The 26754-nt window shown below is 72.4% G+C and carries 17 protein-coding genes and 1 tRNA gene; 7 read left to right on the forward strand and 11 right to left on the reverse strand.

Annotated features, from left to right (window positions below; translation table 11 throughout):
* Window positions 1-59: 59 nt before the first annotated feature.
* The gene (locus EAD98_RS11870) at window positions 60-1607 is read left to right on the forward strand and encodes a diguanylate cyclase (protein ID WP_121654105.1); all 1548 of its coding nucleotides are present in this window, start codon (window positions 60-62) and stop codon (window positions 1605-1607) included.
* Between the two features lie 131 nt (window positions 1608-1738).
* Here the strand turns inward: EAD98_RS11870 and prfA are convergent, their stop codons facing one another.
* A complete protein-coding gene (gene prfA, locus EAD98_RS11875; RefSeq protein WP_121654106.1) occupies window positions 1739-2827 on the reverse strand; it encodes a peptide chain release factor 1 in 1089 nt (362 codons plus the stop codon).
* Between the two features lie 135 nt (window positions 2828-2962).
* Window positions 2963-3187 (reverse strand): 50S ribosomal protein L31, encoded by a 225-nt coding sequence (gene rpmE, locus EAD98_RS11880; RefSeq protein ID WP_007464546.1) that lies wholly within the window; start codon window positions 3185-3187, stop codon window positions 2963-2965.
* A gap of 275 nt (window positions 3188-3462) precedes the next feature.
* Here rpmE and EAD98_RS11885 point away from each other — a divergent pair, with 275 nt between their 5' ends.
* Complete coding sequence (locus EAD98_RS11885) at window positions 3463-4359, forward strand: AAA family ATPase (RefSeq protein WP_121654107.1); 897 nt, start codon at window positions 3463-3465, stop codon at window positions 4357-4359.
* Window positions 4360-4412: 53 nt separating this feature from the next.
* Here EAD98_RS11885 and EAD98_RS11890 read toward each other — a convergent pair whose 3' ends face one another.
* The 9 genes from EAD98_RS11890 to argS all read right to left on the reverse strand — a co-directional run bounded on the left by EAD98_RS11890 (window position 4413) and on the right by argS (window position 21919).
* Window positions 4413-7892 (reverse strand): phosphodiester glycosidase family protein, encoded by a 3480-nt coding sequence (locus EAD98_RS11890; RefSeq protein WP_121654108.1) that lies wholly within the window; start codon window positions 7890-7892, stop codon window positions 4413-4415.
* A gap of 153 nt (window positions 7893-8045) precedes the next feature.
* Window positions 8046-10199, reverse strand: coding sequence for a transcription termination factor Rho (gene rho, locus EAD98_RS11895; RefSeq protein ID WP_121654109.1), 2154 nt, complete (start codon window positions 10197-10199; stop codon window positions 8046-8048).
* 294 nt (window positions 10200-10493) lie between these two features.
* Entirely contained in the window at window positions 10494-11432 is a 939-nt protein-coding gene (gene thrB / locus EAD98_RS11900; protein WP_121654110.1) for a homoserine kinase, read from the reverse strand.
* Window positions 11433-11503: 71 nt separating this feature from the next.
* Window positions 11504-12748: an MFS transporter gene (locus tag EAD98_RS11905; protein WP_121654111.1), complete on the reverse strand. Its 1245-nt coding sequence runs from the start codon at window positions 12746-12748 to the stop codon at window positions 11504-11506.
* 153 nt (window positions 12749-12901) lie between these two features.
* Complete coding sequence (locus EAD98_RS11910) at window positions 12902-16189, reverse strand: efflux RND transporter permease subunit (RefSeq protein WP_121654112.1); 3288 nt, start codon at window positions 16187-16189, stop codon at window positions 12902-12904.
* Window positions 16190-16351: 162 nt separating this feature from the next.
* Window positions 16352-17401, reverse strand: coding sequence for a threonine synthase (gene thrC, locus EAD98_RS11915; protein WP_121654113.1), 1050 nt, complete (start codon window positions 17399-17401; stop codon window positions 16352-16354).
* A gap of 139 nt (window positions 17402-17540) precedes the next feature.
* Window positions 17541-18851, reverse strand: coding sequence for a homoserine dehydrogenase (locus EAD98_RS11920; protein ID WP_199723377.1), 1311 nt, complete (start codon window positions 18849-18851; stop codon window positions 17541-17543).
* 8 nt (window positions 18852-18859) lie between these two features.
* On the reverse strand, window positions 18860-20245 hold the full coding sequence (gene lysA, locus EAD98_RS11925; RefSeq protein WP_121654115.1) for a diaminopimelate decarboxylase: 1386 nt from the start codon (window positions 20243-20245) through the stop codon (window positions 18860-18862).
* Window positions 20246-20251: 6 nt separating this feature from the next.
* Entirely contained in the window at window positions 20252-21919 is a 1668-nt protein-coding gene (gene argS / locus EAD98_RS11930; protein WP_121654116.1) for an arginine--tRNA ligase, read from the reverse strand.
* 98 nt (window positions 21920-22017) lie between these two features.
* Between argS and EAD98_RS11935 the strand changes: the two genes are divergently transcribed.
* The 5 genes from EAD98_RS11935 to EAD98_RS11955 all read left to right on the forward strand — a co-directional run.
* On the forward strand, window positions 22018-22830 hold the full coding sequence (locus tag EAD98_RS11935) for a DUF3105 domain-containing protein (protein WP_121654117.1): 813 nt from the start codon (window positions 22018-22020) through the stop codon (window positions 22828-22830).
* 8 nt (window positions 22831-22838) lie between these two features.
* Window positions 22839-23510 carry a DUF305 domain-containing protein gene (locus tag EAD98_RS11940; RefSeq protein ID WP_121654118.1) on the forward strand — a complete coding sequence of 224 codons (672 nt, stop codon included), beginning with the start codon at window positions 22839-22841 and terminating at the stop codon, window positions 23508-23510.
* 779 nt (window positions 23511-24289) lie between these two features.
* The gene (locus EAD98_RS11945) at window positions 24290-24982 is read left to right on the forward strand and encodes a winged helix-turn-helix domain-containing protein (protein WP_121654119.1); all 693 of its coding nucleotides are present in this window, start codon (window positions 24290-24292) and stop codon (window positions 24980-24982) included.
* A 348-nt stretch (window positions 24983-25330) separates the two neighbouring features.
* A tRNA-Arg gene (locus EAD98_RS11950) sits at window positions 25331-25405 on the forward strand.
* A 241-nt stretch (window positions 25406-25646) separates the two neighbouring features.
* On the forward strand, window positions 25647-26754 hold a 1108-nt coding region (locus tag EAD98_RS11955), incomplete at its 3' end, for a glycosyl hydrolase family 18 protein (RefSeq protein WP_121654122.1).

Consider the following 26754-nt stretch of genomic DNA (forward strand, 5'->3'; position numbering starts at 1 on the left):
AGCGTCGCGGGCGACGCCACGAACCGGTGCGTCGAGGCGCACACGACGGGAGGTCGCGAGTGGGCTGGCTCGACCGGGTCGATGACCAGGTTGACGCCCTCACGCACGCCCGGGCGTTGCAGGAGGCCAGTCGTTCCGCAGAGTCGTACGCCCTGCTGGAGCGGGTGATCCGCACCACGACGGACCCGGCGGCGCGAGCGGACGCCATGGTGCAGCGACTCTCCGCGCTGATCAATCTCGGTCGCACGGCGGAGTTCACCCGGGCCATCGAGGAGGCCTCGGCGGCGGTCCGCGACCTCGCCGAGCCCTACCTGCACGGGCACCTCAACGCGCTCGCCGCGCTCGCCGCGCACCACCAGGGCGCACTGGACCGCTGCGTCACCCACCTGGTGAAGGCTGCCCGGGCGCTCGGCGCCGTGGAGGACCCGGACCGGGACACCGCCTGGGGCTGGCACGACCTCGCCATGGCGTACAGCTACCTCAGCTTCCACGGGTACGCCCTCGGGGCGATCGAACGCGCCCGGCAGCTGGGGCTGACCGCCGGGATCCCGGAGGAGACGTTCGCCGCGCCGGGCATCCGGCTGCGCAACGCCGTCGCGCTGGACCACAACGGCGACAGCGACGGCTGCCTGCGTGTGCTCCGGGACGTCGCCGCCGACCTGGCCCGGTTCATGCATGCCGGGCGGGCCGGCCGGCTGCGTCCCAGCAGCCTCGCCGCGTACGGCTACGCGACCGCCCGGCAGGCGGCGCTCGGCGACCGGGTGGAGTCCGGCGGAGAGGGCGATCCGTCCCGGCTGCTCAGCCACGGCGGGGACAGCGCCCGCGCGCGTGACATGCGTCAACTCGGCCAGGTCTGCCTGGCCGTCGCCGCCGGGCGGCCGATCGAGGCGGTCACCCGCCTGGACTCCATCCGGGTGTCCACCGAGACGCTCGGCGCGGCCGAGCCGGCCCGCCTGCGCAGCATCGCGCTGGCCCGGGCCGGCGACCACGTGGCGGCGCACCGGGCCGACCGGCTGGCGTTCCGGCTCGCCGCGCAGCGCAACGACCGGCTGCGCGACGTCTACATCGACGGCATCGCCGCCCGGATCGACCACGAGGAGATGCGCCGCGAGGCGGCGCGGTTCGAGGGAGAGGCGCTGACCGACCCGCTCACCGGGCTGCCCAACCGGCGGCGGCTGGAGCGGTACATCACCGCCGTGGTCACCCGCGGCGAGCGGGTGGTGATCGGCGTCTGCGATCTGGACGGCTTCAAGGCGGTCAACACCCGGCACGGGCACCACTCCGGTGACCTGGTGCTGCAACGCATCGCCGGGGTGATCAACCGGGTGATGCGGCGCGGCGACTTCGTTGCCCGCTACGGCGGTGACGAGTTTGTGGTGGTGCTTCCGGACACCGGCATGACCGAGGCCACCGAGGTGGCCCGCCGGATCGAAGCCGCGGTCCGCGCCGAGGACTGGGAGTCGCTGGTGCCGGGAACCCCGGTCGGGGTGAGCATCGGCTTCGCCGAGGTCTCCGGCGGGAGTGGGCTGCGCGACGCGCTCAGCGTCGCCTTCGAGGAGGCCGACCGGGAGATGCTGCGAGCCAAGAGCCGCCCGCGCGCGAGCTGACCGCCCGAACACGGGTCGGCGCCGCCCGCCGGCGCCGCGCGCCGAGTGCCGGCGCTGCGGTCAACGGCGGCGCTGCGGTCAAGGGCGGCGCTGCGGTCAAGGGCGGCGCTGCGTCAGTTGCTGCGCTGCGGTCAGCGGCGGGTCAGCTCGGTGTCGCCGGCCAGCCGGGCGGCGCGGTCGGCCTCGGTCAGGGCGTCCAGCACCCCGTCCAGCTCGCCGGCCAGAGCCAGATCCAGGTTGTACGCGGTGTAGCCGATCCGGTGGTCGGTGATCCGGTTCTGCGGGAAGTTGTAGGTGCGGATCCGCTCCGAGCGGTCCACCGTACGCACCTGCGCCTTCCGGGCGTCCGATGCGGCGGCGTCGGCCTGCTCCTGGGCGGCGGCGAGCAACCGGGCCCGCAGGATCCGCATCGCCTGCTCCCGGTTCTGCAACTGGGACTTCTCGTTCTGGCAGGAGACGACGATGCCGGTCGGCAGGTGGGTGATCCGCACCGCCGAGTCGGTGGTGTTCACCGACTGGCCGCCCGGGCCGGACGAGCGGAACACGTCGATACGCAGGTCGTTCTGGTCGATGGTGACGTCGACGTCCTCGGCCTCCGGCAGCACCAGCACCCCGGCGGCGCTGGTGTGGATCCGACCCTGCGACTCGGTGACCGGGACGCGCTGCACCCGGTGCACGCCGCCCTCCCACTTGAGCCGCGACCAGACGCCGTTGCCGCCCTCCGGGACGCCCTTGGTCTTGATCGACAGCGAGACGTCCTTGACGCCGCCCAGGTCGGAGTCCTGCGCGTCGATCACCTCGGTGATCCAGCCGTGGCGCTCGGCGTACCGGCTGTACATCCGCAGCAGGTCGCCGGCGAACAGCGCCGACTCCTCGCCGCCCTCACCGGCCTTGATCTCGACGATCACGTCCTTGGCGTCGTGCGGGTCACGCGGGATGAGCAGCTCGGCGAGCCGCTCCTCCAGGACCGGCAGGGACGCCGCGATCGCCTCGGTCTCGGCGGCGAAGGAGGGATCCTCGGCAGCCAGCTCACGGGCAGCCGCTAGGTCGGCACGCGCCTGCTCCAGCTCGCCGGCAGCCTTGTGCAGCGGCACCAGCTCGGCGTACCGGCGGCCGACCCGCCGCGCGGTCGCCTGGTCGGCGTGGATGGCCGGATCGGCCAGCCGCTTCTCCAGCTCCGCGTACTCGTCGAGGAGGCCGGCCAGACGCTCGCTGCTCATGCTGCGGATGCTCCTTCGAGGGTGCGGCGCCGGCCGGGCCGGACCGAGGTGCCGGTCGCCGGGCGGGAAAACAGGGCGGAATGCGGACGGCGCCCGCGTCCGGCGGAAAACCGGACGCGGGCGCCGAACGAGGAACTACTTGGCCTTCTTGGCCTGAACCTTGGCGTACTTCTGCTGGAACTTCGCGACCCGGCCGGCGGTGTCGAGAACGCGCTGCTTACCGGTGTAGAACGGGTGGCAGGCGCTGCAGGTCTCGACGTGGATCGCCCCGCCCTTGGCGGTGCTGCGGGTCGTGAACGTGTTGCCACAGGAGCAGCTGACCTCGGTGGTCACGTACTCCGGGTGGATGTTTGCCTTCATCTCGCCTCGGTCCTCTCGTTGGTGGTCGCCGGGTCGCCGTCACCGCCCGTCGCGCCGTGCGCGACGGGCTCGGGCGTGAACCGGAACCGGTGGCCGATTGACCAGTGTGCCATGGGCCTGAGCCGACCCGGTAATCGGGCCGCACACCTCGTCCGGCATCGTCAACACGTGCCTCCCCGTCCGCATTCCCGGCGTCCGGCCGGGCATTCACCCACCCGGCGGGACGCCGCCGAGTGCCCCGCCGGGGGTACGCCCGCCCAGCCGGAGGGGAGCCGATGACCCGCCTGATCGCCACCCGGGGCCTGCCGGCGTCCGGCAAGACGACCTTCGCCCGGACCCTCCAGCCGTCCGTGGTCCGGGTCAACCGTGACGACCTGCGCCGGATGCTGCACGGCGAGCGGCTCTTCACCCAGTGGGCCGAGGCGCAGGTGACCACCGTCCAGCGGGCGCAGGTCGAGGCGCTGCTGCGGACCCGGGCGGACGTCTGCGTGGACGACACCAACCTGCGCTCGCGAACCCTGCGGGACTGGGCCGACCTGGCCGCCCGGTACGGCGCCGAGTTCGAGGTGCACGACTTCACCGACGTGCCACTGGCCGAGTGCCTGCGCCGCGACGCCGCCCGCCCGGAGGCCGACCGGGTCGGCGCGGACGTGATCCGCCGGCTGCACGAGCGCTACCTGGAGGGGCGGACGCTGCCGCTGCCGGTGCCACAGGCCCGCACCGGACGACCCGCCACCGTGCGCCCGCCGTCGACCGAACCACCGGAGATCGTCCTGGTGGACATCGACGGCACCGTCGCGCTGGCCGTCTCGCGCAGCCCGTACGACATGACCAGGGTGGGCGAGGACCAGCCGAACCCGGCGGTGATCGCGGCGGTCCGGGCCATGCACGCCGCCGGGTACGGGGTGGTCTTCTGCTCCGGGCGGGACGCCTCGGCGCGGGCGGCCACCGAGACGTGGCTGGCCCGACACGTCCGGGTGCCCTACCTCGGCCTGCACCTACGCGCGGTGGGCGACTCCCGCAAGGACTCCGTCGTCAAGCGGGAGATCTACGAGCGGGAGATCCGGGACCGCTACCGGGTGGTCGGTGTGTTCGACGACCGCGCCCAGGTGGTCCAGATGTGGCGGGCCCTCGGCCTCACCGTCTTCCAGGTGGCCGACGGCGACTTCTGAAAGGCGGGCCCCTTCCTGCGCGGGAGGCGACAGGAAGGGGCCCTTCCCAGCCCTCAGCGGGCCGTCAGCTTGACGGTGGCTTCGGCGCGAAGGTTGTTGACGGTGACGGTCAGGCGGACGGGCACGCCGGGGCGCAGCGCGGTCAGGGTGCCGGTGGCCGGGTCGAAGCGGGCGGTGTGCCACGGGCGGACTCCGGTCGCGGCGCCGATGTGCACCCCCGGCGAGGCGGACCAGTCCGCGCTGACCGGGGCGGCCACCGGGACGGTACGCCCACCCGGCTGGGTCAGCGTGGCGGTGACCGACGCCGGGACGCCGACCGCGACGCTGGGCGGGGCGTTCACCGCGAGCTGGTCCACGTGCGCGTGGAACTCCGCGTCCACCCAGCGCGGCCCCTCGGCGAGCGGGTCGCGCCGGGCACGTTCGGCCTCGGCCCGGGTGACCGGGTCCACGCCGAACTCCGTCCAGCCGGTGAAGCCGCCCTGGTCCGCCGGGGTGGACGGCGTCTTGCCCGAGTTGCCGTTGATGACGTACGGCACCCCGTCGACCCGGTCGGCGTGGAACGTGCCGACGTGCCCGCCCACGAACAGCGCGCCCTTGCCGGTGCGGTGCTGGAAGTCGGCCAGCCACTGCTCCAGCAGCGCCGCCTCCTTGCGGTCACCGAGCTGGCTGGCCTGTGCCGGGCTGGGGTCGCGCGGCGGGTGATGGTGCAGGACGACCACCGACCCGACCCGCCGGTCGGCGGCCGCCGCGTCCAGCGTCTCGCGCAGCATCCGCACCTGGTCGAAGCCTCCGCCGCGCAGCGTCCCGGTGGACGAGTTCAGCGTGACGAACCTGGTGCCGGCGTGGTCGAACACCCGCGAGGTCGCGCCGAACACGGCCTGGAAGTTGCTGATCGGGGCGCCCATGATCTCGTGGTTGCCGGGCACGTAGTACCAGGGCAGCGCGTCGCCCAGTTCCTCGTCGAGGATCCGCTTCGCCAGCGCGAAGTCGGCCGGGTACGCGGTGTCCACGAGGTCCCCGTTGATCAGCAGGAAGTCCGGCCGGGCCGCCTTGACCTCGCGCAGCGTCCGCCGGGCCTGGGCGACCAGGTCGCTGTCCGGGTCGGCGGCGACGAACTGGGCGTCGGACAGCACCGCGAACCGCCAGGGTGCGCCGTCCACGGTGCCGTCGCGGACCACGACCCGATCGGTACGCGGCGCCACCGGCGGCACGTCGACCGTGGGCGGCACCTTCGCCACCAGGTCGTCGATGATGACCTCGCTGGTGTACTGCGCGGCGGCGTTGGTCTCGGCCACGTAGAACCGGCGGACACGCACCGGGTACTGCACCCCCGCCGGCACCGCGAACTCCACGTACCGCCAGCCGGTCCAGGTGATCAGCGGACCGCGCAGCACGTGCTGGGTGTCCTGGGCGTCGTGCAGGTGCAGACTGGGCCACTCCCCGGTGCCGTTGCCGTGGATCCACATGCCGAACGCCTGCGGCTGACCGGGCACCTCGATCCAGGCCGGCGGGTCCGCGTACGCGGCCCGGGTGCCGGTGGACTGGCTGAAGTCGTACGACATCCGCAGGCCCGTGCCGGTGTGGCCCGGCGCGGGCGCGACCGAGCCGCTGGCCCGGGCCTGGCTGAACCGCCAGGACGCGGCGTCGTCGAAGCCGGCCACCGGAACGTCGGTCAGTCCGACGGTGACCGGCAGGACGGTGGTGTGGCGTCCGACGTGGACGGTGACCAGTCCGGAGCCGGTCTCGCGCAGCGCGGTGACGGCGAGGTTGCCGTCGTCGGTGGGGGTGATCCGCAGCAGGTCCCGGTCGTAGTCGAGGGTCAGGTCGGCCGGCTCGATCGGTGCGGTGTTGCCCTCGGCGTCGTAGCCGACCACACCGACGAGGGCGTTGCCGTCCCGGCCGGTCAGCCCAACCCGTTCCACTGTGGAGTCGATACGGGCCAGCGGCCCGAGCACCGTGAGGCCCAGCGAGCCGGTTGCCCGGCCGCGCGCCGCGGTGACCGTGCTGGCCCCCGGCACGCGGGCGTGGAACACCCCGTCGCGGTCGACCCGGCCCTGTGCCGCCGGAGTCACGCGCCAGGTCGGTGCGCCGGCCGCCGGGCCGTACGTCTCGTCGTAGCCGGCCGCGGTGAGGGTGCGGGTGAGGCCGGGGAAGACGCGGTCGGGGCGGCCGCCGCGCACCGGTGAGATGCCGGGGGCGGCGGTGGGGTCGCTGGCGGTCTCCACCCAGTAGCCGGTGAGCCGGCCGCTGCCCTTCGGCGCGTAGATGGCCAGGCCGTTCGGCACGGCCCGCTCGCTGCCGTCCGAGGGCGCGTTCTCGACCTGCACGGCCGGCGCGCCGGGCTCTCGGGCCAGCAGGGTGGACGAGCCACCACCGTCCAGGTTGAGCGCGTGGTGGGCGCCCAGTTCGGCCATCATCCGGCCCATCTCGGTCTGGGTGACGCCGCGACTGTCGACCTGCCGACCATCCACGGTCAACATGATCATTTTACGACCGTCGGCGGTGAAGCCGACCGCCGTGCGCGGCGCCAGCGTCGGGTCGGCGATGCTCTGCACGACCCCGTCGCGGACCAGGACGTTGCCACCGCCGACCGCCGCGTGCAGGGTGCTGCCGTCGGACGGCTTCGGCTGCCAGGCCACCGTCACCGGGTCACCCGGGCGGAGCCCGGCCAGGGCGTCCGCCCCGGCGTCGCGGCCGAGCAGAACGGTGCTGCCGGCGACGATCGGGCCGCTGCCGGCCGCGCCGGCCACCGCGGCCACGCGGCCACCGGTCACGACGACCTCGACGACCCGGGCCGAGCCCGAGACCGCCCGCTCGCGCGGGTACGTCCCCCAGAGCTCGGTGAACGCGCCGATGCCGTCGGCCTGCACGATGTTGTTGAACTGCGTCAACGGCACCGGCCCGGTGGGCAGGGTGGCCGTGCCGTCGAAGTTCACCTCGATGACTCGTCCGAGGCCGTCCGCGGTGACCGCCACCGCGTTGCGGTGACCGCTGACCGCCGACTGGATCAGCTCGCCGTCACGGATGCCGACGCCCTGGGCGGCGCCGGAGTTGTTGATGTCGAAGAAGTCGCCGTTGACCGCGGCGACGGCGCGCGAGCGGTCCACCGCCCCCCGCAGCGGCTCGGCCCGGCTGACGGCTCCGGAGTTGACGTAGTCGACCGTCGCCCCGCCGCCGAGGTCGGTGGTGAGCGCGTCGGCACGCAGCCAGCCCTCGGCGTCGTACCGGTCGAAGGAGGTGAGTCGCACGCCCGGCGCGACCGGCCGGGTGGCCTTCGTGGTCTCCAGGCCGCCGGCCGGCTCCAGGCCGTCGGCGGCGGCGGTCGCGGCGGTCGCGGTGGCCGGGTCGGCGGCCAGACTGACCGAGCCGGCCGACCGGGACGACGCGGGCGGCGCGTCCTCGGCGACGGTGGACGGGGCCACGGGGGCGGCTGCCGGCGCGGCGGCTGTCGCCGGCACCGGACCGACCAGGATGAGCAGCGGCGTCAGCAGCAGGACGCCGGTGCGGCGGGCGGATCGTCTGCGGGTACGCATGGACGACAGTCAACCGGATCGCGAATAGAAGTTTCAAGGTGCACCGACCGAACCGAAGGAAAACTTCAACCAAGCAGAGCAAAGGGGGCGATGGCCATGACGAAGGGGCACGGCCGCGGTGGCCGTGCCCCTCCGTTGGTCAACCGAGGGTGGTTACTCCCCCGGCGTCGACTTCGCGATCTGCATCAGGAACTCGATGTTGGTGCGGGACTGCTTGAGGCGGTCCAGCAGCAGATCCATCGCGGCCTGCGAGTCCAGCGAGTGCAGCACCTTCCGGAGCTTGTGGATGATGGCCAGCTCTTCGGGCGCGAGCAGGACCTCTTCCTTACGGGTGCCGGACGGGTTGATGTCGATGGCCGGGAAGGTCCGCTTGTCGGCGATCTTCCGGTCCAGCTTCAGCTCCGCGTTGCCGGTGCCCTTGAACTCCTCGAAGATGACCGTGTCCGCCATGGACCCGGTCTCCACCAGCGCGGTGGCGATGATGGTCAGCGAGCCGCCGTTCTCGATGTTGCGAGCCGCGCCGAGGAAGCGCTTCGGCGGGTAGAGGGCGGTGGAGTCGATACCACCCGACATGATCCGGCCGCTGGCCGGCGCCGCCAGGTTGTACGACCGACCGAGCCGGGTCACCGAGTCCAGCAGCACGACCACGTCGTGCCCCAGCTCGACCAGGCGCTTCGCCCGCTCGATCGCCAGCTCGGCCACCGTGGTGTGGTCCTGCGGCGGACGGTCGAACGTGGCCGCGATGACCTCGCCCTTGATCGACCGCTGCATGTCGGTGACCTCTTCAGGCCGCTCGTCCACCAGCACCACCATCAGGTGGCACTCCGGGTTGTTCCGGGTGATCGCGTTCGCGATCGCCTGGAGCACCATCGTCTTACCGGCCTTCGGCGGCGACTGGATGAGCGCGCGCTGGCCCTTGCCGATCGGCATGACCAGGTCGATGACCCGGGTCGTCAGGATGTGCGGCTCGGTCTCCAGCCGCAGGCGCTCCTGCGGGTAGAGCGGCGTGAGCTTGTAGAACTCCGGCCGCCGCCGCGCCTCCTCCGGCTCCATGCCGTTGATCGTGTCCAGCCGCATCAGCGGGTTGTACTTGTCCCGCCGCTGATCGCCGCTGTTGCCGCCCTCACGGGCCGCACGCACCGCACCGGTGATCGCGTCACCGCGGCGCAGGCCGTACTTCTTGATCTGGGACATCGAGACGTACACGTCGTTCGGGCCGGCCAGGTAGCCGGTCGTCCGCACGAAGGCGTAGTTGTCGAGCACGTCGATGATGCCGGCCACCGGGACGAGCACGTCGTCCTCGCCGACCTGCGGCTCGCGCCCACCGGCGTCGCCACCGGTCTCGGAGCGCTCGCCGCGGCCGCGCCGGCGGTCCCGGAAGCGGCTGCGCCGGCCACGCCGACCGCCGCCCTCGCCGTCATCGTCGTCGTTGTCCCGCTCGGCGCGCTGGCCACGGTCGTTGCGGTCGTTGCGGTCGCCCCGGTCGTTGCGGTCACCACGCTCGTTGCGCTCGGCACGCTCGCCACGGTCGGAACGCTCCGACCGATCGTTGCGCTCGCCCCGCTCGGCACGCTCGCCACGGTCGTTGCGCTCGCCCCGCTCGACACGGTCACCCCGCTCGGCACGCTCGCCCCGCTCCGCACGCTCGGTGCGCTCGGCACGCTCGCCCCGGTCGGTGCGCTCGGCACGCTCGCCCCGGTCGGCACGCTCGGTGCGGTCAGTGCGCTCGCCCCGGTCCGCACGCTCGGCGCGGTCAGTGCGCTCGGCACGCTCGCCCCGGTCGGCACGCTCCGACCGCTCGGCACGCTCGGTGCGCTCCGGACGCTCGGCCCGGTCCCGGCGGTTCTCGCTCCGGTCGGTCCGCTCGCCGGCCTCCGCCTCGTCGGTACGCGCCTCAGTGGCGCGCGCCTCCGCCGTGGCGGTCCGGCTCCGCCGGGTACGACCCCGGCCCTCGGTCTCGGCGGCCGGCTCGGCCGGCGCCTGGTCGGTGCGTCCCTCCGTCGCCGGACGGTCCACGGTCTCCCGCACCTCCTCGCGCGTCGGAGCGGCCGCGGCCGCGACCTCGGCCCGCGGTCGAGGGGTACCGGCGGCGTTGCCGCCCTGCCGCTCGGAGATCGCGGCGATCAGCTCGCCCTTACGCATGCGAGCCGTGCCGGAGATGCCGAGCGACGCAGCCAGGCTCTGCAGCTCTGGCAGCAGCATCGCCGACAGACCGGTGCCGCTGCGCCGACGACGGGCGGGAGCGGCGGTGGTGGCATCGCCAGCGACGTTGGAAACATCCGACGTCACGTCGGTGGTGTCGCTCAATGGATTCCTTCCCTCGATAAGGCCGGGACTGCCCGGAGTCGGACTCAGGTGGCCGGGCGGCCTCGGTGCACCCGCCTCGCAAGGACGCGTCGCGGGAGTCTGTGACACAGCAGCCGGTGGTTTCCCGACTCACCAAACGTCGGTGAGCAGGTCTCGCCGTCTGCGGCGACCTGTGGAAACTGCGGCGCGGCGTGGGCCTTGGCAGGGGTGACGGGCTTACCGCCGAGAGCTTCGGGGGTGCGCCGCCCCGCAGGAGATCGCGTGCTTCGCGGCTGTGCTAGGTCTAGAGCGTAATCAACTCTTCCGACCTGCGGCAACAGGGTCCCGCTCGGCGTGTCCAAGTCTACCCCGGGCAACCCGCGCACCGCTGACGTCTATCGGTAACTGCCAGATCTGCCAGTCTGTTCCCACCGGGAAGCTCGGCGGGGGCTCGCTGAGCGCCAGCACGGTCGGCCCCGCCCCACTGACCACAGCCGCCACACCAGCCTCTCGCAACGCGTTGACCAGGACTGATGTGCCCGGCATCCCCGGCGCGCGATAGTCCTGATGGAGGCGGTCGACGGTGGCGGGCACCAGCAGCGACGGGTCCGCGGTCAGCGCGTGCACCAGCAGCGCCGCACGGCCGGCGGTCAACGCGGCGTCGCCGTGCGGCACGGTGGCCGGTAACGCCGCCCGCGCGGTCGCGGTCAACCCCCGCTCCGCCGGCACGAAGACCGTCGGCCGCACCCCGTCGGCGACCGCCAGGGACACCGCGCGAGCGCCGGTCGGCTCGGACCAGGCGAGTGTGAAGCCACCGAGCAGGCACGGCGCGACGTTGTCGGGGTGGCCCTCGATCTCGGCGGCCAGCCGGAGCACGGCCGGCTTGTCCATCCGGCGCTCCCCGTCGGCGACCAGGGCGCGGGCCAGCAGCACCCCGGCGACGATCGCGGCGGACGAGGAGCCCAACCCGCGCGCCTGCGGGATCCGGTTGACGCACTCCACGATCAGCCCGGCGGGCTGCGCACCGAGCACGTCGAAGGTGGCCCGCATGGCGCGCACCACCAGGTGCCGGTCGTCGTCGGGCAGCTCACCGGCACCCTGCCCGCTCACGGTCACCCGGACCCCAGCCGGCGCGACCTCGGCTGCCAGGTCGTCGTAGAGCCCCAGGGCGAGACCCAGCGCGTCGAAGCCCGGGCCCAGGTTGGCGCTGGTCGCGGGGACCCGGACCCGGACCGGCCCGGCGCTGAAGTTCATCGGCACGGGCTCATGCTAGGGGTCGGCACCGACGATCCGGTCCGACGCCCGCAGCGTGGGACCGGACGAACTCAGCCGGCCGGGTCCGGAACCGGTTCGGCTGCCGGATCGGTGAGCGAGAGACGGCGGGTGGCGATCCGCCAGCCGACCGCGTACACGAGGGTGACCAGCCCGCACCCGGCCAGCACCACCCGCTCGTCCACCACGTCCACCACCAGGGCCACCGCCAGCTGGCTCACCGAGATGGCCAGCGTCGCGAGCATCATGTCGGTGGCGAAGACGCGCCCACGCAACCGGTCCGGCACCTCGCCCTGCAGGGCGAAGTTCGACATCACCCAGTTGCTGCCACCCGCGAAGTGCGCCACGAAGACCAGCAGCAGCACCAGCGGAAACCAGCGGACCACCGACGCGCCCAGGTAGGACAGGCCGTAGAGCGACATGGACAGCGCCAGCCCCGGCAGCAGCCAGGACCGGTTGGTCAGCACCCGACGCATCAGGATGGGTCCCACCAGGGCGCCCGCCCCGCGTACCGCGAAGAGCAGGCCGGCACCCAGCGAGCCGACCCCGTACACGCCGGCGAGCAGCGGAAACACCGTCAGCACCCCGTTACCCAGGCCGACGGCCGACTTCACCGTGACCAGCGCCAGGACCCGCGGTCGGTGCCCGATGTAGACGAGCGCCTCGCGGACCGCCGGCCAGGTCCGTTGGGCCGGGCGGTCGACGTCCCGGGGCGCCTGCAAGGGCCGGCGGATCCGCCCGGCGAGGCCCGCGGCCAGCGCCAGGCCCACGGCCGCCACCCAGAAGCAGGCGTACGGGCCGACGGCCGAGCTGAGCACGCCACCGAGCGAGGCGCCGACCACCGTCATGGTGCCCCAGGCCGAGCCGGCCACGGCGTTGCCTGCGGCCAGCTCGTGCGGCTCCAGCACGTTGGGCAGCCCGGCCTGCGCGGCCGGCGAGTAGAACGCCTTGGCGACCGCGACCACTCCGATCGCCACCAGCGCCAGCCAGGCCGTCCCGGCGCCCCGGACGCCGAGCAGCAGCAGCACGCCCGCCAGCGCCGCCACGTTCGCCGCGACCATGACCTTGCGCCGGTCGAACCGGTCGGCCACGGTGCCGGTGTACGGCAGCAGCAGCGCCACGATGCCGGTGTCGACGGCCAGCACCAGCGCACCCCAGACCCCGCTGCCGGTCAACTGGGGCAGCAGCACCAGCAGCGGCACCATGACGAACCAGTCGGCGCCGAAGACGACCAGCTCAGCGAGGAAGAGGTTACGGAAGCTCCGGTTGCCGGTCAGGACCGAGAGGGTGGACGCCACGTAGCGCGACGCTACCCGGTCGACACCGCTCGATACCGATCGCGAGCAGCAACGACAGAGGCCCCCGTTGCGGTCGGCAGCGGCCGGCGCGCAGAAAGCCGGAACGCCCCCGGCAGGTGAACCCGCCGGGGGCGTTCCGAGGTGCTGGTCCGACTACTCGGTCGGCTCCGCGGGGGGCAGCGGCGAAGTGCGGCTGCGTGGCAGCCGTAGCACCTCGAACTGGTCCGTACCCTCCACCAGCGCGCCCGACGGTGCGGGTCGCCCCGCCGCCTGCTGCGAACCCTCGGCGTGCGTCGCCGCCGGCGCACCGGACGGCACCGCCACCTTGTTCGGGCTGGCCGGCTCGGCGGTCTCCGGGTCGGTCGGCCCGGCCACCGCCGGGTCGCCGGACCGCCGCCGGCGGCGCCGCTCCCGCAACGACTCCTTGGTGTGTTCCACCATCGTGTACAGCGTCGGCACCAGGATCAGCGTCAGCAGCGTGGAGCTGAGCAGGCCACCGATCACCACGACGGCCAGCGGCTGCGAGATGAAGCCGCCCTCACCGGTCAACCCGAGCGCCATCGGCAGCAGCGCGAAGATGGTCGCGACCGCCGTCATGAGGATCGGGCGCAGCCGGCGCCGGCCGCCCTCGACCACCGCGTCCCGGACCCCCATGCCCTGGGCTCGGTACTGGTTGATCAGGTCGAGCAGCACGATCGCGTTGGTCACCACGATGCCGACCAGCATCAGCACGCCGATCAACGCCGGCACGCCCAGCGGCGTCCCGGTGATCAGCAGCAGGCCGATCGCGCCGGTCGCCGCGAACGGGATGGAAATCAGCAGGATCAGCGACTGGGTGAGGCTGCGGAACGTGGCCACCATGATCAGGAACACGATCGCGATCGCGGCCAGCACCGCCAGGCCCAGGTCGCCGAAGGCGTCCGCCTGGTCCGCGCTGACCCCACCGATGGTGAAGGTCGCACCCGGCACGTCGATGCCGTCCAGCTTCTCCTGCAACGCCTGGCTGGTCGCGCCCAGGTTCGAGCCGGTCGCCGTGCCGGTGACCGAGACGCTGCGCTCACCGTCGATCCGGCTGATCTGCTGCGGCCCCTCGACCCGGCTGACCTTCGCGATGTCGCCCAGCTTGACCGGACCGATCGGCAGGGCGTTCAACTGCTCCACCGACACCGGCGGCTGTGCGCCCAGCCGCAGCACCACGTTCTGCTGCTGGCCGTCGAGCGTGACCTGACCCAGCGGCGCCCCACGGAACGCCTGCGAGACGACCTGACCCACCGCGGCCTCGGTGAGCCCGGCCCGGCCGGCGGCGACCCGGTCGACGGTCACGTCGACCCGCGGCACCTCCGCGGCGAGGCTGGTCGTGACGTCCTCGACGTCCGGCACCTCGGCCATCGCCGTCCGGGCCGCCTCGGCGGCCCGGGTCAGCACCTCCGGCTCGCTGGCCTGGACGATCACCTCCAGCTGGCTGGTCGAGGCTTCCTGTCCGCCGCCGAAGCTGATCTCACCCAGCCCGCCGCCGAGGGTGTCGAACTCCTTGCGCAGCACCTCGCGCATCTGCTTCGCGTCGGTGTCCCCGTCGAGCGCCACCGACCAGCTCGCGATGTTGTTGCCGCCGCCCCCGAACGGGTTGTCCCCGCCGCCTGCGGTCACCTGGTAGGTCTCGACCCCGTCGGTACGTCCGAGCACCGTCTCGACCTGCTTGGCCGCCGCGTCGGTGGCGGCCAGGCCACTACCCGCCGGCAACTCCTGCTGGAAGCTGAGCGTGTCCTGACCGGAGTCGTCCAGGAAGTTGGTCTCCAGCTTCTGGGCCAGCCCGAAGGTGCCGAAGAGCACCAGCAGGCCGAGACCGACGGTGATCCAGCGGGTGGACCGCTTGCGGGTGGCGAACCCGATCACCGGCAGGTACGCCCGCTGCAACGGGCTGCGCAGCTCCTTCTCCTCGGCGCCGCGACGCACCGCCTCGTCGTCCACGGTGCCGCCGCGCGGCTTGAGGAACCAGTACGCCAGCACCGGGATCACGGTCAGCGACACCAGCAGCGAGGCGAGCAGGGCCACCGTCACGGTGATCGCGAACGGCGCGAAGAGCTGCCCGACGAACCCGCCGACCAGCGCGATCGGTGCGAACACCGCGACCGTGGTGAGGGTGGACGCGGTCACCGCGCCGGCCACCTCGCGGACGCCGGTGATGATCGCTCGCTGCTTCTCCTCGCCGTACTCCAGGTGTCGTTTGATGTTCTCCAACACCACGATCGAGTCGTCCACCACCCGGCCCACCGCGATGGTCAGCGCGCCGAGGGTGAGCAGGTTGAGCGAGTAGTCGCCGATCCACAGGGCGATCAGCGCCACCAGCACGGAGAGCGGGATGGAGACCGCGGTGACCACGGTCGAGCGCACCGACAGCAGGAAGACCAGGATGACGATGACCGCCATCACCAGGCCCAGCAGACCCTCGGTGGTCAACGACTCGATCGACTTCTCGACGAACGGCGCCTGGTCGAAGACCACGGTCAGCTCGGCGCCGGAGGCGTCCTTCAGGTCGGCCAGCTTGTCCCGGATCTCGTGCGAGATCTCCACGGCGTTGCCGTCCGGCGCCGCGGTGACCGCGATGCCGAGGCTGTCCTGGCCGTTGGTCCGGGTGATCGCGGTGGCCGGGGCCTGCGTCTGCTCGACGGCCGCCACGTCACCGAGACGGACCGGGGCAGCGCCGGGGGCGACCACGATGCCGCGCAGGTCGTCCAGGGTGGCGACCGGCGTGCCGACCTGCACCGGGAGGGCCTGGCTGCCGTCGTTCACCGCGCCAGCCGGGATCGTCACGCCGTTGGTCTTCAGCGCGGCGCCGATCGCCGTGGGCTGGAGCTTCGCCGCGGCCAGCTTGGCCAGGTCCGGGGTGACCACCACGATGTCGTCGCGGGTCCCGCTCACCTCGACCGTGCGGACTCCCTCGATGGCCTCCAGCTCCGGCACCACCGTGTCGCGCAGCTTCTCGGCGAGCGCCCGCTGGTCCCCCCCGCCGGCCGCAGCCAGCACCACCGCCGGCAGGTCGTCGGTGCTGCCCGCGATGACCTGCGGGTCGACGTCCTCCGGCAGCTGCGAGTCGATACGACTCAGCGCGGTCTGCATCTTGTTGACCATGTCGTCCAGGTCACTGCCGAACTCGTACTGCACCTGGACGGTGGCCGCCCCCTCGCGGGAGGTGGAGGTGATCTGGTCCAGACCGGGGATGCCCTGGAGGGCGTTCTCGATCGGCTCGGTCACCTGCGACTCGACGATCTCGGGTCCGGCACCGGGGTAGGGGGCCACGATGAACGCGGCCGGGAATTCGAGCGACGGCAGCAGTTGCTGCTTCAGCGATGGCACGGCGAACGCTCCGAACGCCGTGATCACCACCGCGATGAGGGCGACAAGCCCTCGGTTGGCGAGGCTGAATCTGGCGAGCAGCGACATCGGCCTGGCTCACTCCTGAAAGAGATTGCGGGTGGGGATACCCGAAAGTGTGCCTGACTCGATCACCCCGACCCCCGCCGGACCCCTGCCGTACCGACAGCGGACGCGATTCACCCCCGGATCGCCACCCCGCGGGCCACGACCGGCCGGCGCGGTGGCCGCTCAGGCCAGATCGAGGGCGCGGGCCGCGGCCAGCGGGTCGTTCGGGATGGTCACCGGGGCGGGCGCGGTGGAGATCGCCCATTCCGGGTCCTTCAAGCCGTGGCCGGTCACCGTGCAGACCACCGTCGACCCGGCCGGGATCACGCCCGCCGCGGCCTGCTGGAGCAGACCGGCCACGCTGGCCGCGCTGCCCAGCTCGACGAAGACGCCCACCTCGCGGGCGAGCAGCCGGTACGCGGACAGGATCTCCCGGTCGGTCACCGCCGCGATCAGACCACCCGAGGCGTCCCGGGCGTCCAACGCCCTGGTCCAGCTCGCCGGGTTGCCGATCCGGATCGCGGTGGCGATGGTCGACGGCTCCGGCACCACCTGGCCGGTGACGATCGGCGCCGCACCGGCGGCCTGGAAGCCGTACATCTTCGGCGCCCGGGTCGTGGCGCCGGCGGCGTGCTCCTCCGCGTACCCCATCCAGTAGGCGGAGATGTTGCCGGCGTTGCCGACCGGCAGGCAGTGGATGTCGGGCGCGTCACCGAGCGCCTCGACGATCTCGAAGGCGGCGGTCTTCTGCCCGTGCAGCCGGTCGATGTTGACCGAGTTGACCAGCGCGACCGGATAGTCCTGAGCGAGCTTGGCGGCCGTCGCCAGGCAGTCGTCGAAGTTGCCGCTCACCTGGAGCAGCTTCGCGCCGTGCACCAGCGCCTGGGCCAGCTTGCCCAGCGCGATCTTTCCCTGGGGCACCAGCACCGCGCAGGTCAGCCCGGCCCGTGCCGCGTACGCCGCGGCGGAGGCGCTGGTGTTGCCGGTGGAGGCGCAGATGATGGCCTTGTTGCCGGCCTCGACCGCCTTGGAGACCGCGAGGGTCATCCCGCGGTCCTTGAACGAGCCGGTCGGGTTGGCGCCCTCCACCTTGAGGTGCACGTCGCACCCGATGCGGGCGGAGAGCACCGGCGCGGGCAGCAGCGGAGTGTTCCCCTCGTGCAGCGTGACGACGGGCGTGGCCGCGGTGACCGGCAGCCGGTCCCGGTACGCCTCGATCAGACCCCGCCACATGTCGTTCTCCTCGCCTCTAACGTCGCGCCGACCTGCGGATCAGGCCACCCTGGACCAGCCTGCCGGAGCGACCGGCGGAAGACCCCGGGTTACCCACCTGGCGGGACGAGCGGGCCGCCCCACCACCGGAGTCAACGACTTACACCCCGCCCTCGACCCGCAGCACGCTGGTCACCGACCGGACGATGTCCAGGCCGCGCAGCTCACTCACGGTCGCGGCGAGCGCGGCGTCCGGCGCCACGTGGGTGACGATCACCAGTTCGGCGTCGCCGTCGCGGCCGGGTGAACCGCCGGCCGAACCCTGCCGCACGGTCGCGATCGACACGTCGTGCCGGGCGAAGACGCCCGCCACCGCGGCCAGCACACCCGGACGGTCGGCCACGTCCAGGCTGACGTGGTAGCGGGTCAGCGCCTCGCCCATCGGCCGGACCGCGAGGTCGGCGTACGCGCTCTCGCTGGCCGCGCGCACCCCGGCGAGCCGGTTGCGGGACACCGCCACCACGTCGCCGAGCACCGCGCTGGCGGTCGGCGCGCCACCCGCGCCCCGGCCGTAGAACATCAGCTCCCCGGCCGCGTCCGCCTCCACGAAGACCGCGTTGAACGCGTCGCCGACGCTGGCCAGCGGGTGGCTGCGCGGGATCATCGCCGGGTGCACCCGGACGCTGACCGTCTCCCGGCCGGCCGGGTCGACACCGCGGGCCGCGATGCAGAGCAGCTTGATCGTGCAGCCCATCGCCTGCGCGCTGGCCACGTCCGCGGCGGTCACCTCGGTGATGCCCTCCCGGTGCACGTCGGCGGCGCCGACCCGGGTGTGAAAGGCCAGCGAGGCGAGGATCGCCGCCTTGGCCGCCGCGTCGAAGCCCTCCACGTCGGCGGTCGGGTCGGCCTCCGCGTACCCCAGCTCGGTGGCCTCTTCGAGGGCCTCGGCGAAGCCGGCGCCGGTGGCGTCCATGGCGGAGAGGATGAAGTTGGTGGTGCCGTTGACGATGCCGGTGACCCGGTTGATCCGGTCGCCGTGCAGCGACTCGCGCAGCGGGCGCAGCAGCGGGATGGCCCCGGCCACGGACGCCTCGTAGTAGAGGTCGCCGCCGCCCTCGGCGGCCGCTTCGTGCAGCGCCACGCCGTCCTCGGCGAGCAGCGCCTTGTTGGCGGTGACGACGCTCTTGCCGGCACGCAGCGCTTCGACCAGCCAGCTCCGGGCCGGCTCGATACCGCCCACCACCTCGATCACGACGTCCACGTCGTCGCGCTTGATCAGGCCGAGCGCGTCGGTGGTGAACAGGGTCGGGTCGATCGGCAGGTCACCGCGGTCGCGGCCGAGCCGACGGACGGCGATGCCGGCGATTTCCAGCGGAGCGCCGATCCGGGCGGCCAGGTCGGGGCCCTGCTCGTGCAGCAGCCGGACCACCTCCTGGCCGACCGTGCCACAGCCGAGCAGCGCCAAGCGCACAGGTGACGTCATCCAACATCCAATGCGAGCAGGTCCTCTTCGGTTTCCCGCCGGACGATCAGACGCGCCTGGCCGTCGCGCACCGCGACCACCGGGGGCCGCGGCACGTGGTTGTAGTTGCTGGCCATGCTGCGGCAGTAGGCGCCCGTGCCGGGCACCGCGACAAGATCTCCGGGCTGCACGTCGGCGGGCAGGAATTCATCCTTCACCACGATGTCCCCGGACTCACAGTGCTTTCCCACCACGCGGGCGAGCATCGGCTGCGCGGTCGAGGCGCGGGAGGCCAACGTCGCCGAGTACGAGGCGTCGTAGAGCGCGGTGCGGATGTTGTCGCTCATCCCGCCGTCGACGCTGACGTACGTCCGGATGCCGTCGAGGTCCTTGACCGTGCCGACCTCGTAGAGGGTGAACACGGACGGCCCGACGATGGCCCGCCCCGGCTCGATGGAGAGCCGCGGCACGGCCAGCCGCTCGGCGGCGCACTCCGAGTCGACGATCTTGCGGAGCCGCTTGGCCAGGTCCTGCGGAGCGGCCGGGTCGTCCTGGGTGGTGTACGCGATGCCGAAACCGCCGCCCAGGTCCAGCTCGGGCAGCTCAACCCCGCGTGCGTCGCGGATCTGCGCCTGGAGGGCGAGCACCCGGCGGGCCGAGACCTCGAAACCGCTGGCGTCGAAGATCTGCGAACCGATGTGCGAGTGCAGGCCACGCAGCTCCAGCACGTCCTCGTCGAGCACCTTGAACGCGGCCGCCGCGGCCGCCCCGCCGGCCAGCGAGAACCCGAACTTCTGGTCCTCGTGGGCGGTGGCGATGAACTCGTGGGTGTGCGCCTCGACCCCGACCGTGACCCGGACCAGCACCCGGGGGCGGACGCCCCGCTCGCGGGCCAGCGCGGTGAGCCGGTCGATCTCGGTGAACGAGTCGAGGATGATCCGCCCGACACCGGCGTCCAGCGCCCGGGCCAGCTCGACCACCGACTTGTTGTTGCCGTGGAAGCCGATCCGCTCCGGCGGCATCCCGGCCGCGAGGGCGGTGGCCAGCTCACCACCGGTGCAGACGTCGAGGTGCAGCCCCTCCTCGGCGATCATCCGGACCACCGCCCGGCAGAGGAACGCCTTGCCCGCGTAGTAGACGTCCTCGGTCGGGAAGGCGGCCCGGAAGTCCCGGCAGCGTGAGCGCAGGTCGTCCTCGTCGAGCACGTACACCGGGGTGCCGAACTCGGCCGCGATGTCGCGGACGCTCAGGCCCGCGACGGCGACCGCGCCGTCGGCGCCGCGCGTCACCGTGCGCGGCCACAGCGCCGGCATCAGGGCGTTGACGTCGTCGGGGGTACGCAGCCAGGCCGGCCCCCGGTTGCCGATGTCGCCGTGCAGCGCACCAGCCTCGTGAGCACGCATCAGGTACTACATCCTCTCGGGAGCGGAGACGCCGAGCAGGTGCAGGCCGTTGGCGATCACCGTGCGGGTGGCGTTGTTGAGCCAGAGCCGTGCCCGGTGCAGGTCGGTGACCTCCTCGTCGCCCAACGGCAGCACCCGGCAGTTGTCGTAGAACCGGTGGAAGGAGGCGGCGACACTCTCCTCCAGGTAGCGGGCCACCCGGTGCGGCTCCCGCAGCTCGGCGGCGGTGGCCACCACCGCCGGGAACTCGGCGAGCGCCTTGAGCAGCTCGTTCTCCTTCTCGTGCCCGAGCAGCTCGGGGCGGAAGTCGTCGGCGTCGCCCGGGACCAGCCCCACCTCGGCCGCGTTGCGGGCCACACCCGCCGTCCGCGCGGCCACGTACTGCACGTAGTAGACCGGGTTGTCGCGGGTCGCCCGGGTCCACAGCTCGATGTCGATGTCGATCGGCGAGTCGCTGGAGTAGCGGGCCAGCGCGTACCGGGAGGCGTCCACGCCGATCGCGTCGACCAGATCCTCCAGCGTGATCACGGTGCCGGCCCGCTTGCTCATCCGCATCGGGGCGCCGTCGCGCAGCAGACTGACCAGCTGCCCGATGAGGATCTCCAGGTTGCGCTCCGGGTCGTCGCCGAAGCAGGCGACCATCGCCTTCATCCGGCCGATGTAGCCGTGGTGGTCGGCGCCCAGCATGATCACGACCCGCTCGAAGCCGCGCTCCCGCTTGTCCAGGTAGTAGGCGCAGTCCGCCGCGAAGTAGGTCCACTCGCCGTCGGACTTGCGCAGCACCCGGTCCTTGTCGTCGCCGAAGTCGGTGGTGCGCAGCCAGGTGGCGCCCTCGGCCTCGTAGACCTGGCCCTGCTCGCGCAGCCGGGCCAGGGCGAGGTCCAGCTCACCCCGGTCGTGCAGGTCCTTCTCGTTGAAGTAGGTGTCGAACTCCACCCCGAAGTCGCGCAACGAGGACCGGATCTCGTCGAACATCAGCGCGACGCCCTCGACCCGGAACACCTCCTGGGCGGCGGCGTCGTCCAGGGTCAGCACCTCCGGCCGGCGGGCCTGCACCTCGGCGGCGATCTCCCCGATGTACGCCCCGCCGTAGCCGTCCTCCGGCGTGGGCTGGCCCTTGGCGGCGGCGAGCAGCGAGCGGGCGTACCGGTCGATCTGCGACCCGGCGTCGTTGAAGTAGTACTCCGTGCCCACCTCGGCGCCGGTGGCCCGCAGCAGCCGGCTGAGCGCGTCACCGACGGCCGCCCAGCGGACCCCACCGATGTGCACCGGGCCGGTCGGGTTGGCCGAGACGAACTCCAGATTGATCTTCTCACCGGCGAGCCGGTCGCTGCGGCCGTACTCCGCGCCGGCCTCGACGATCACCCGGGCGAGCTGGCCGGCGGCGGCCGCGTCGAGCCGGATGTTCAGAAAGCCCGGCCCGGCGATCTCCACCGACTTGACCCCCGGCGCCCGACCCAGCTCATCGGCCAGCGCTGCGGCCAGCTCACGCGGCGGTACGCCCACCTTCTTGCTCAACTGCAGGGCGAGCGTGGAGGCGTAGTCGCCGTGCTCGGGGTTGCGGGGTCGCTCCACCGCCGTACGCTCCGGCAGCGCGGCGTGATCCAGGCCACGCTCGGCGAAGACGGCGTGGGCAGCGGTGAGGACGACCGAGGCTAGTTCTGCAGGAGTCACCGAACCATGTTATCGGGGGTAGACTCGGGCACTCGGCGGCGACCCTGCGCGTCATCCGGCCCGCCACCTCCCCTGACCAACCGACCTGACGAGGCACGATGAGCATCAGCACCCCGGGTGGCCCTGAGCGCCGCCCGACCGTGGTCAGCACCGGCAAGAAGCCGGCCGCAGGCCGGCCGGCGTCCGGCGCCAAGGCTGGTTCCGGCAAGCCGACTGGCAAGCCGGCGGGTTCCCCCCGGGCAGGTGGCAAGGGTCCCCGCAAGCCGATCGCCCCGGTCAAGGTGAGCCAGGGCCGGGCCTGGGGCCCGATCGCGCTCTTCGTCGCCGTGGGTGTGCTGGCGGCCGGCATCATCGGCTACGGCGCCTGGGCGTCGTTCCAGGGCTCCAAGCCGTGGGACAAGCGGGCCAACGCCATCGACGGCATCGTCAACATCCGCAAGTCGGACCCGGAAAGCCTGAAGTACGAGTCGCACAAGTCCGGTCCGCTGACCTGGAAGTTCACGCCGCCGGTGGGTGGGGTGCACAACGCCGCCTGGCAGAACTGCATGGGCGAGGTGTACGACGCCCCGATCGCCAACGAGCACGCGGTGCACAGCCTGGAGCACGGCGCGGTGTGGATCACCTACCGCCCGGACCTGCCGAAGGACCAGGTCGAGAAGCTCGCCGGCAAGGTGCGGGGCGTCGAGAAGACGATGATGAGCCCGTACGAGGGCCTGGACAAGCCGATCTCGCTGCAGGCGTGGGGCTACCAGCTCAAGCTCGACAACGCCGACGACTCGCGGATCGACGAGTTCATCAAGGACCTGCGGGTGAACGCCTCCGTCGAAGGCCCGACCGCGCTGTGCAACCAGGGTGTGACCGCCACCGGCACCACGCCGCGTGAGCTTCAGCAGCAGCCGCCGACCCAGTAAGGACCGCAATGACCGCTCCCGCCACCACCGACAGCGCGCACGACGAGGCTCCGGTCGCTCCGGATCACGGCGACCGGGCCCCGACGCGGCGCTACGGCCTGCTGGCGCTCGCCGCCATGCTGGTGGTGGGCCTGCTGCTCGGGTACGCCGGCGGCCTGCTCACCCCGGGGCTCACCCGGCCCGGTGACACCTCGGTCGAGGCGGGCTTCGCGCGGGACATGACCACGCACCACACCCAGGCGGTGGAGATGAGCCTGACCGCCTACCGGTCGGCGACGCTGCCCGAGGTGCGCCAGATCGCCGTGGACATCGCCACCGGGCAGCAGGGCGAGATCGGCGCCATGCAGACCTGGCTGCGGGAGTGGGAGCTGAGCCCGACCGGGTCCGAGCCCCCGATGTCGTGGATGTCCGACGGAGCCGGCGTCAAGAACGGGCTGATGCCCGGCATGGCCACCCCGCAGGAGATGGCCGCGCTGCGCGACGCCAAGGGCATCGAGGTCGACCGGCAGTTCCTGGCCCTGATGTACAACCACCACCTGGGTGGCATCCACATGATCGACGCTGCGCTCGCCGAGACCGACAACGCCGAGGTCGTGCGGGTGGCGCAGACGATGAAGGCCACCCAGCAGACCGAGCTGAACAACCTCCGGCAGCTCCAGGCACAGGCCGCCAAGGGCTGAGCGACGGACGGGCCCGCGTTCTGCCGCACAGCGGCGGGGCGCGGGCCCGTTTCTGTCGGCCGGCGCGCTCACCGAGCGACGCGGACGGCGAGCGGCGCGGACAGCGAGCGGCGCGGACAGCGAGCGGCGAGCGGCTTGGTCGTGGTCGGCGAACAGCGAGCGGCGCGGACATGGTCAGCGAACAGCGAGCGGCGCGGACATGGTCAGCGAACAGCGAGCGGCGCGGACATGGACGGCGAGCGGGCCCGGACGCCGACGGCGAGCAGCTTGGACGTGGTCGGCGAACAGCGAGCGGCCTGGACGTGGTCGGCGAACAGCGAGCGGCGTGGACGTGGAGGGCGAGCGCGTCGACGCGGAGAGCGAGCGGCGCGGATGGCGAGCGCGACGGCGCGGGGCCACGGACGGCGAGCGGTGAGCGGCACGGGGCGCGGAAGGCAGGCGGGGCCGGTTGGCAGGGCGCGGGCCGGCTGGCAGGGCGCGGGCTGCGAGCGGCGGGCGTGGGCGGGGGTGACAACGACCCGTGCACCTTGATCCACTCCAGATCGCCGATGTCGGGGTGTCCCCACGAGCGGATGCCCCGATATCGCCGACCTGGAGTGGATCAAGGCCGATTCAGCGCCCAGGGCTTGATCCACTCGGGCTCTGGACGTTGACTTTTAGGCACTTTGTCCCTGTCTGCGCGGTCTGTTCGATTTGGGCGGTGCAACCGATTACGTTGCTTAGAGAGTTTTCTCCACACATATCGTGACCAGTTGCGATTCGGGCTCGTTGCGCAGGACGTGGGGGTTGCACTCAGAGACGCACGGCGTTCGGTCACCAGCTGGTGCCGACGCCACACCATCGGTGGTGACGGGGCGGTGGCAGCCGTCCGTCGCGGACAGCGGCAGGGCGAGCCGGGAATGCTCAGCCGCGAACAGGAACTCGAACTGATCGACGTGCTGCGGGGCGTCCACCCCGACGAGTTCGGCCTGGACGAGGAGCTGTGGACGCGGCAGAGCCTCACCACGCTCATCCAGCGCAGGTTCGACCTGCCGCTGGACGCGGGCGCGGTCGGCGCGTACCTGCGGGCCTGGGGGTTGGGTCCGCGGGAACCGCGCGAGCGTGCCTGCGGGCTCTGCGTCAGCGCGGTCGAACGTTGGGTACGCAGCGAGTACCCGGCGATCACCCGGGCTGCCCAGGAGCACCTCGCCGAGGTCTACTGGATCGGGCGGGTACGGCTGCGCGGGACCATGCCGGCGGCCGACGTGATCTCCGCCGTCTCGTCCCGCGGCCGGGTGCGCTTCATGATCACCACGCCGACGGTCGACCCGCCGCTCCCTCGCGACTTCGTGCTGCGACTGAGCGGCGAGGAACAGCGCACGGTTCACCTGATCGTGGACGGCTCATGGCCGCGCAACGAGTGGCCGCGCCGGCTCCCCCGGCGGATCGTGCTGCACCCGCTGCCCAGCTGCGGCCGGGCGGTCGCGGCCTGACCGCTTCCGGGGTGGTCGCAGCCTGACCATTCGCCGCCCGGATCGCCGGAACCGCCCGGACCTTCAGGGCCGCCCGGACCAACAAGGCCGCCCGGACCAACAGGACCGCCCGAACCAACAAGGCCGCCCGAACCATCAGGGCCGCCAGGACCAAGCCCGCTCGGACCAACAGGACCGCCCGAATCAACAGGCCGGCAAGGATCAACAGGCCGTCAAGACCAACAGGGCCGCGCGGACCATCACGGCCCCCGGCGACCAGGGCGGTCGGGCCGTTGGCGACACGATCCGGGCGCCGGATACCGATTCGGCGTTCGCGGAGGAGGTTTGCTAGTCTTCTCCAGTCGCTGAGCCCCCGTAGCTCAGGGGATAGAGCACCGCCCTCCGGAGGCGGGGGCGCAGGTTCGAATCCTGCCGGGGGCACCAAAGCTCAGCACGAAGGCCCCTGACCAGGGTGAACCGGTCAGGGGCCTTAATCATGTGCCCGACGGACCGCCGTCCATGGCGGGGGCCTGTGCCGAAACAGACGCGCACGGCACCGCCGGCCCCGTCGCTGCGACGCCGGCCGCACTCCGTCTTCCTCGGATCTGTTAACAACCCTTGATATTAAACTTCACGAACGTCAATATGTGGAGGTCGCGGGTCGTCGATGCCTGGGGAGTGAGCCATGAGAAGCCGTCGGATTTTCGCAGTGGTGGCCGGGGCGGCGATGACCGTCGCGACCGCCGTCGCCTTCGTCCCCAGCAGCACCGCCGCCGTGTCCTCGGCGGACGCCACCCTGATGGTCGCCTGCACCGCGCCGGCCTGGGCCGAGGGCAGGACCTACCAGGCGGGCACGCAGGTCACCTACGGCGGCCGGCTCTACCAGGCCCTGGTCACCCACACCGCCCATCCCGGCGCCGGCTGGAACCCCGCCTCGACCCCGTCGCTCTGGCGTGACCTGGGCGCCTGCTCGGGCGGCACCCCGCCGCCGACCGGTGGAACCTGCGGGGTGAAGTCGCGGCCCGCCGGCAAGGTGCTGCAGGGCTACTGGGAGAACTGGGACGGCGCGTCCAACGGCGTGCACCCCGGCCTCGGCTGGATCCCGATCACCGACAGCCGGCTCCGTCAGCACGGCTACAACGTGATCAACGCGGCTTTCCCGGTGATCCGCGCGGACGGCACGGTGCTGTGGGAGAACGGCATGGACGCCGGCGTGAAGGTGGCCACCCCGGCCGAGATGTGCCAGGCCAAGGCCGCCGGCGCGACCATCCTGATGTCGATCGGGGGTGCCGCGGCGGGCATCGACCTGAGCTCCAGCGCGGTCGCCGACCGGTTCGTCGCGACGATCGTGCCGATCCTGACGGCCTACCACTTCGACGGCATCGACATCGACATCGAGACCGGCCTGACCGGCAGCGGCAACATCAACACCTTGTCCACGTCGCAGGCCAACCTGATCCGGATCATCGACGGCGTGCTGGCACGGATGCCGTCGAACTTCGGCCTGACCATGGCGCCGGAGACGGCCTACGTCACCGGCGGCAGCGTGGTCTACGGCTCGATCTGGGGCTCCTACCTGCCGATCATCAAGAAGTACGTGGACAACGGCCGGCTCTGGTGGTTGAACATGCAGTACTACAACGGCAGCATGTACGGCTGCGCCGGTGACTCGTACCCCGCCGGCACCGTGCAGGGATTCACCGTGCAGACGCAGTGCCTCAACAACGGCCTGACCATTCAGGGCACCACCATCCGCGTTCCGTACGACAAGCAGGTTCCGGGCCTGCCCGCGC

The organism is Micromonospora sp. CV4 (assembly GCF_003667455.1).
Lineage (GTDB): Bacteria > Actinomycetota > Actinomycetes > Mycobacteriales > Micromonosporaceae > Micromonospora.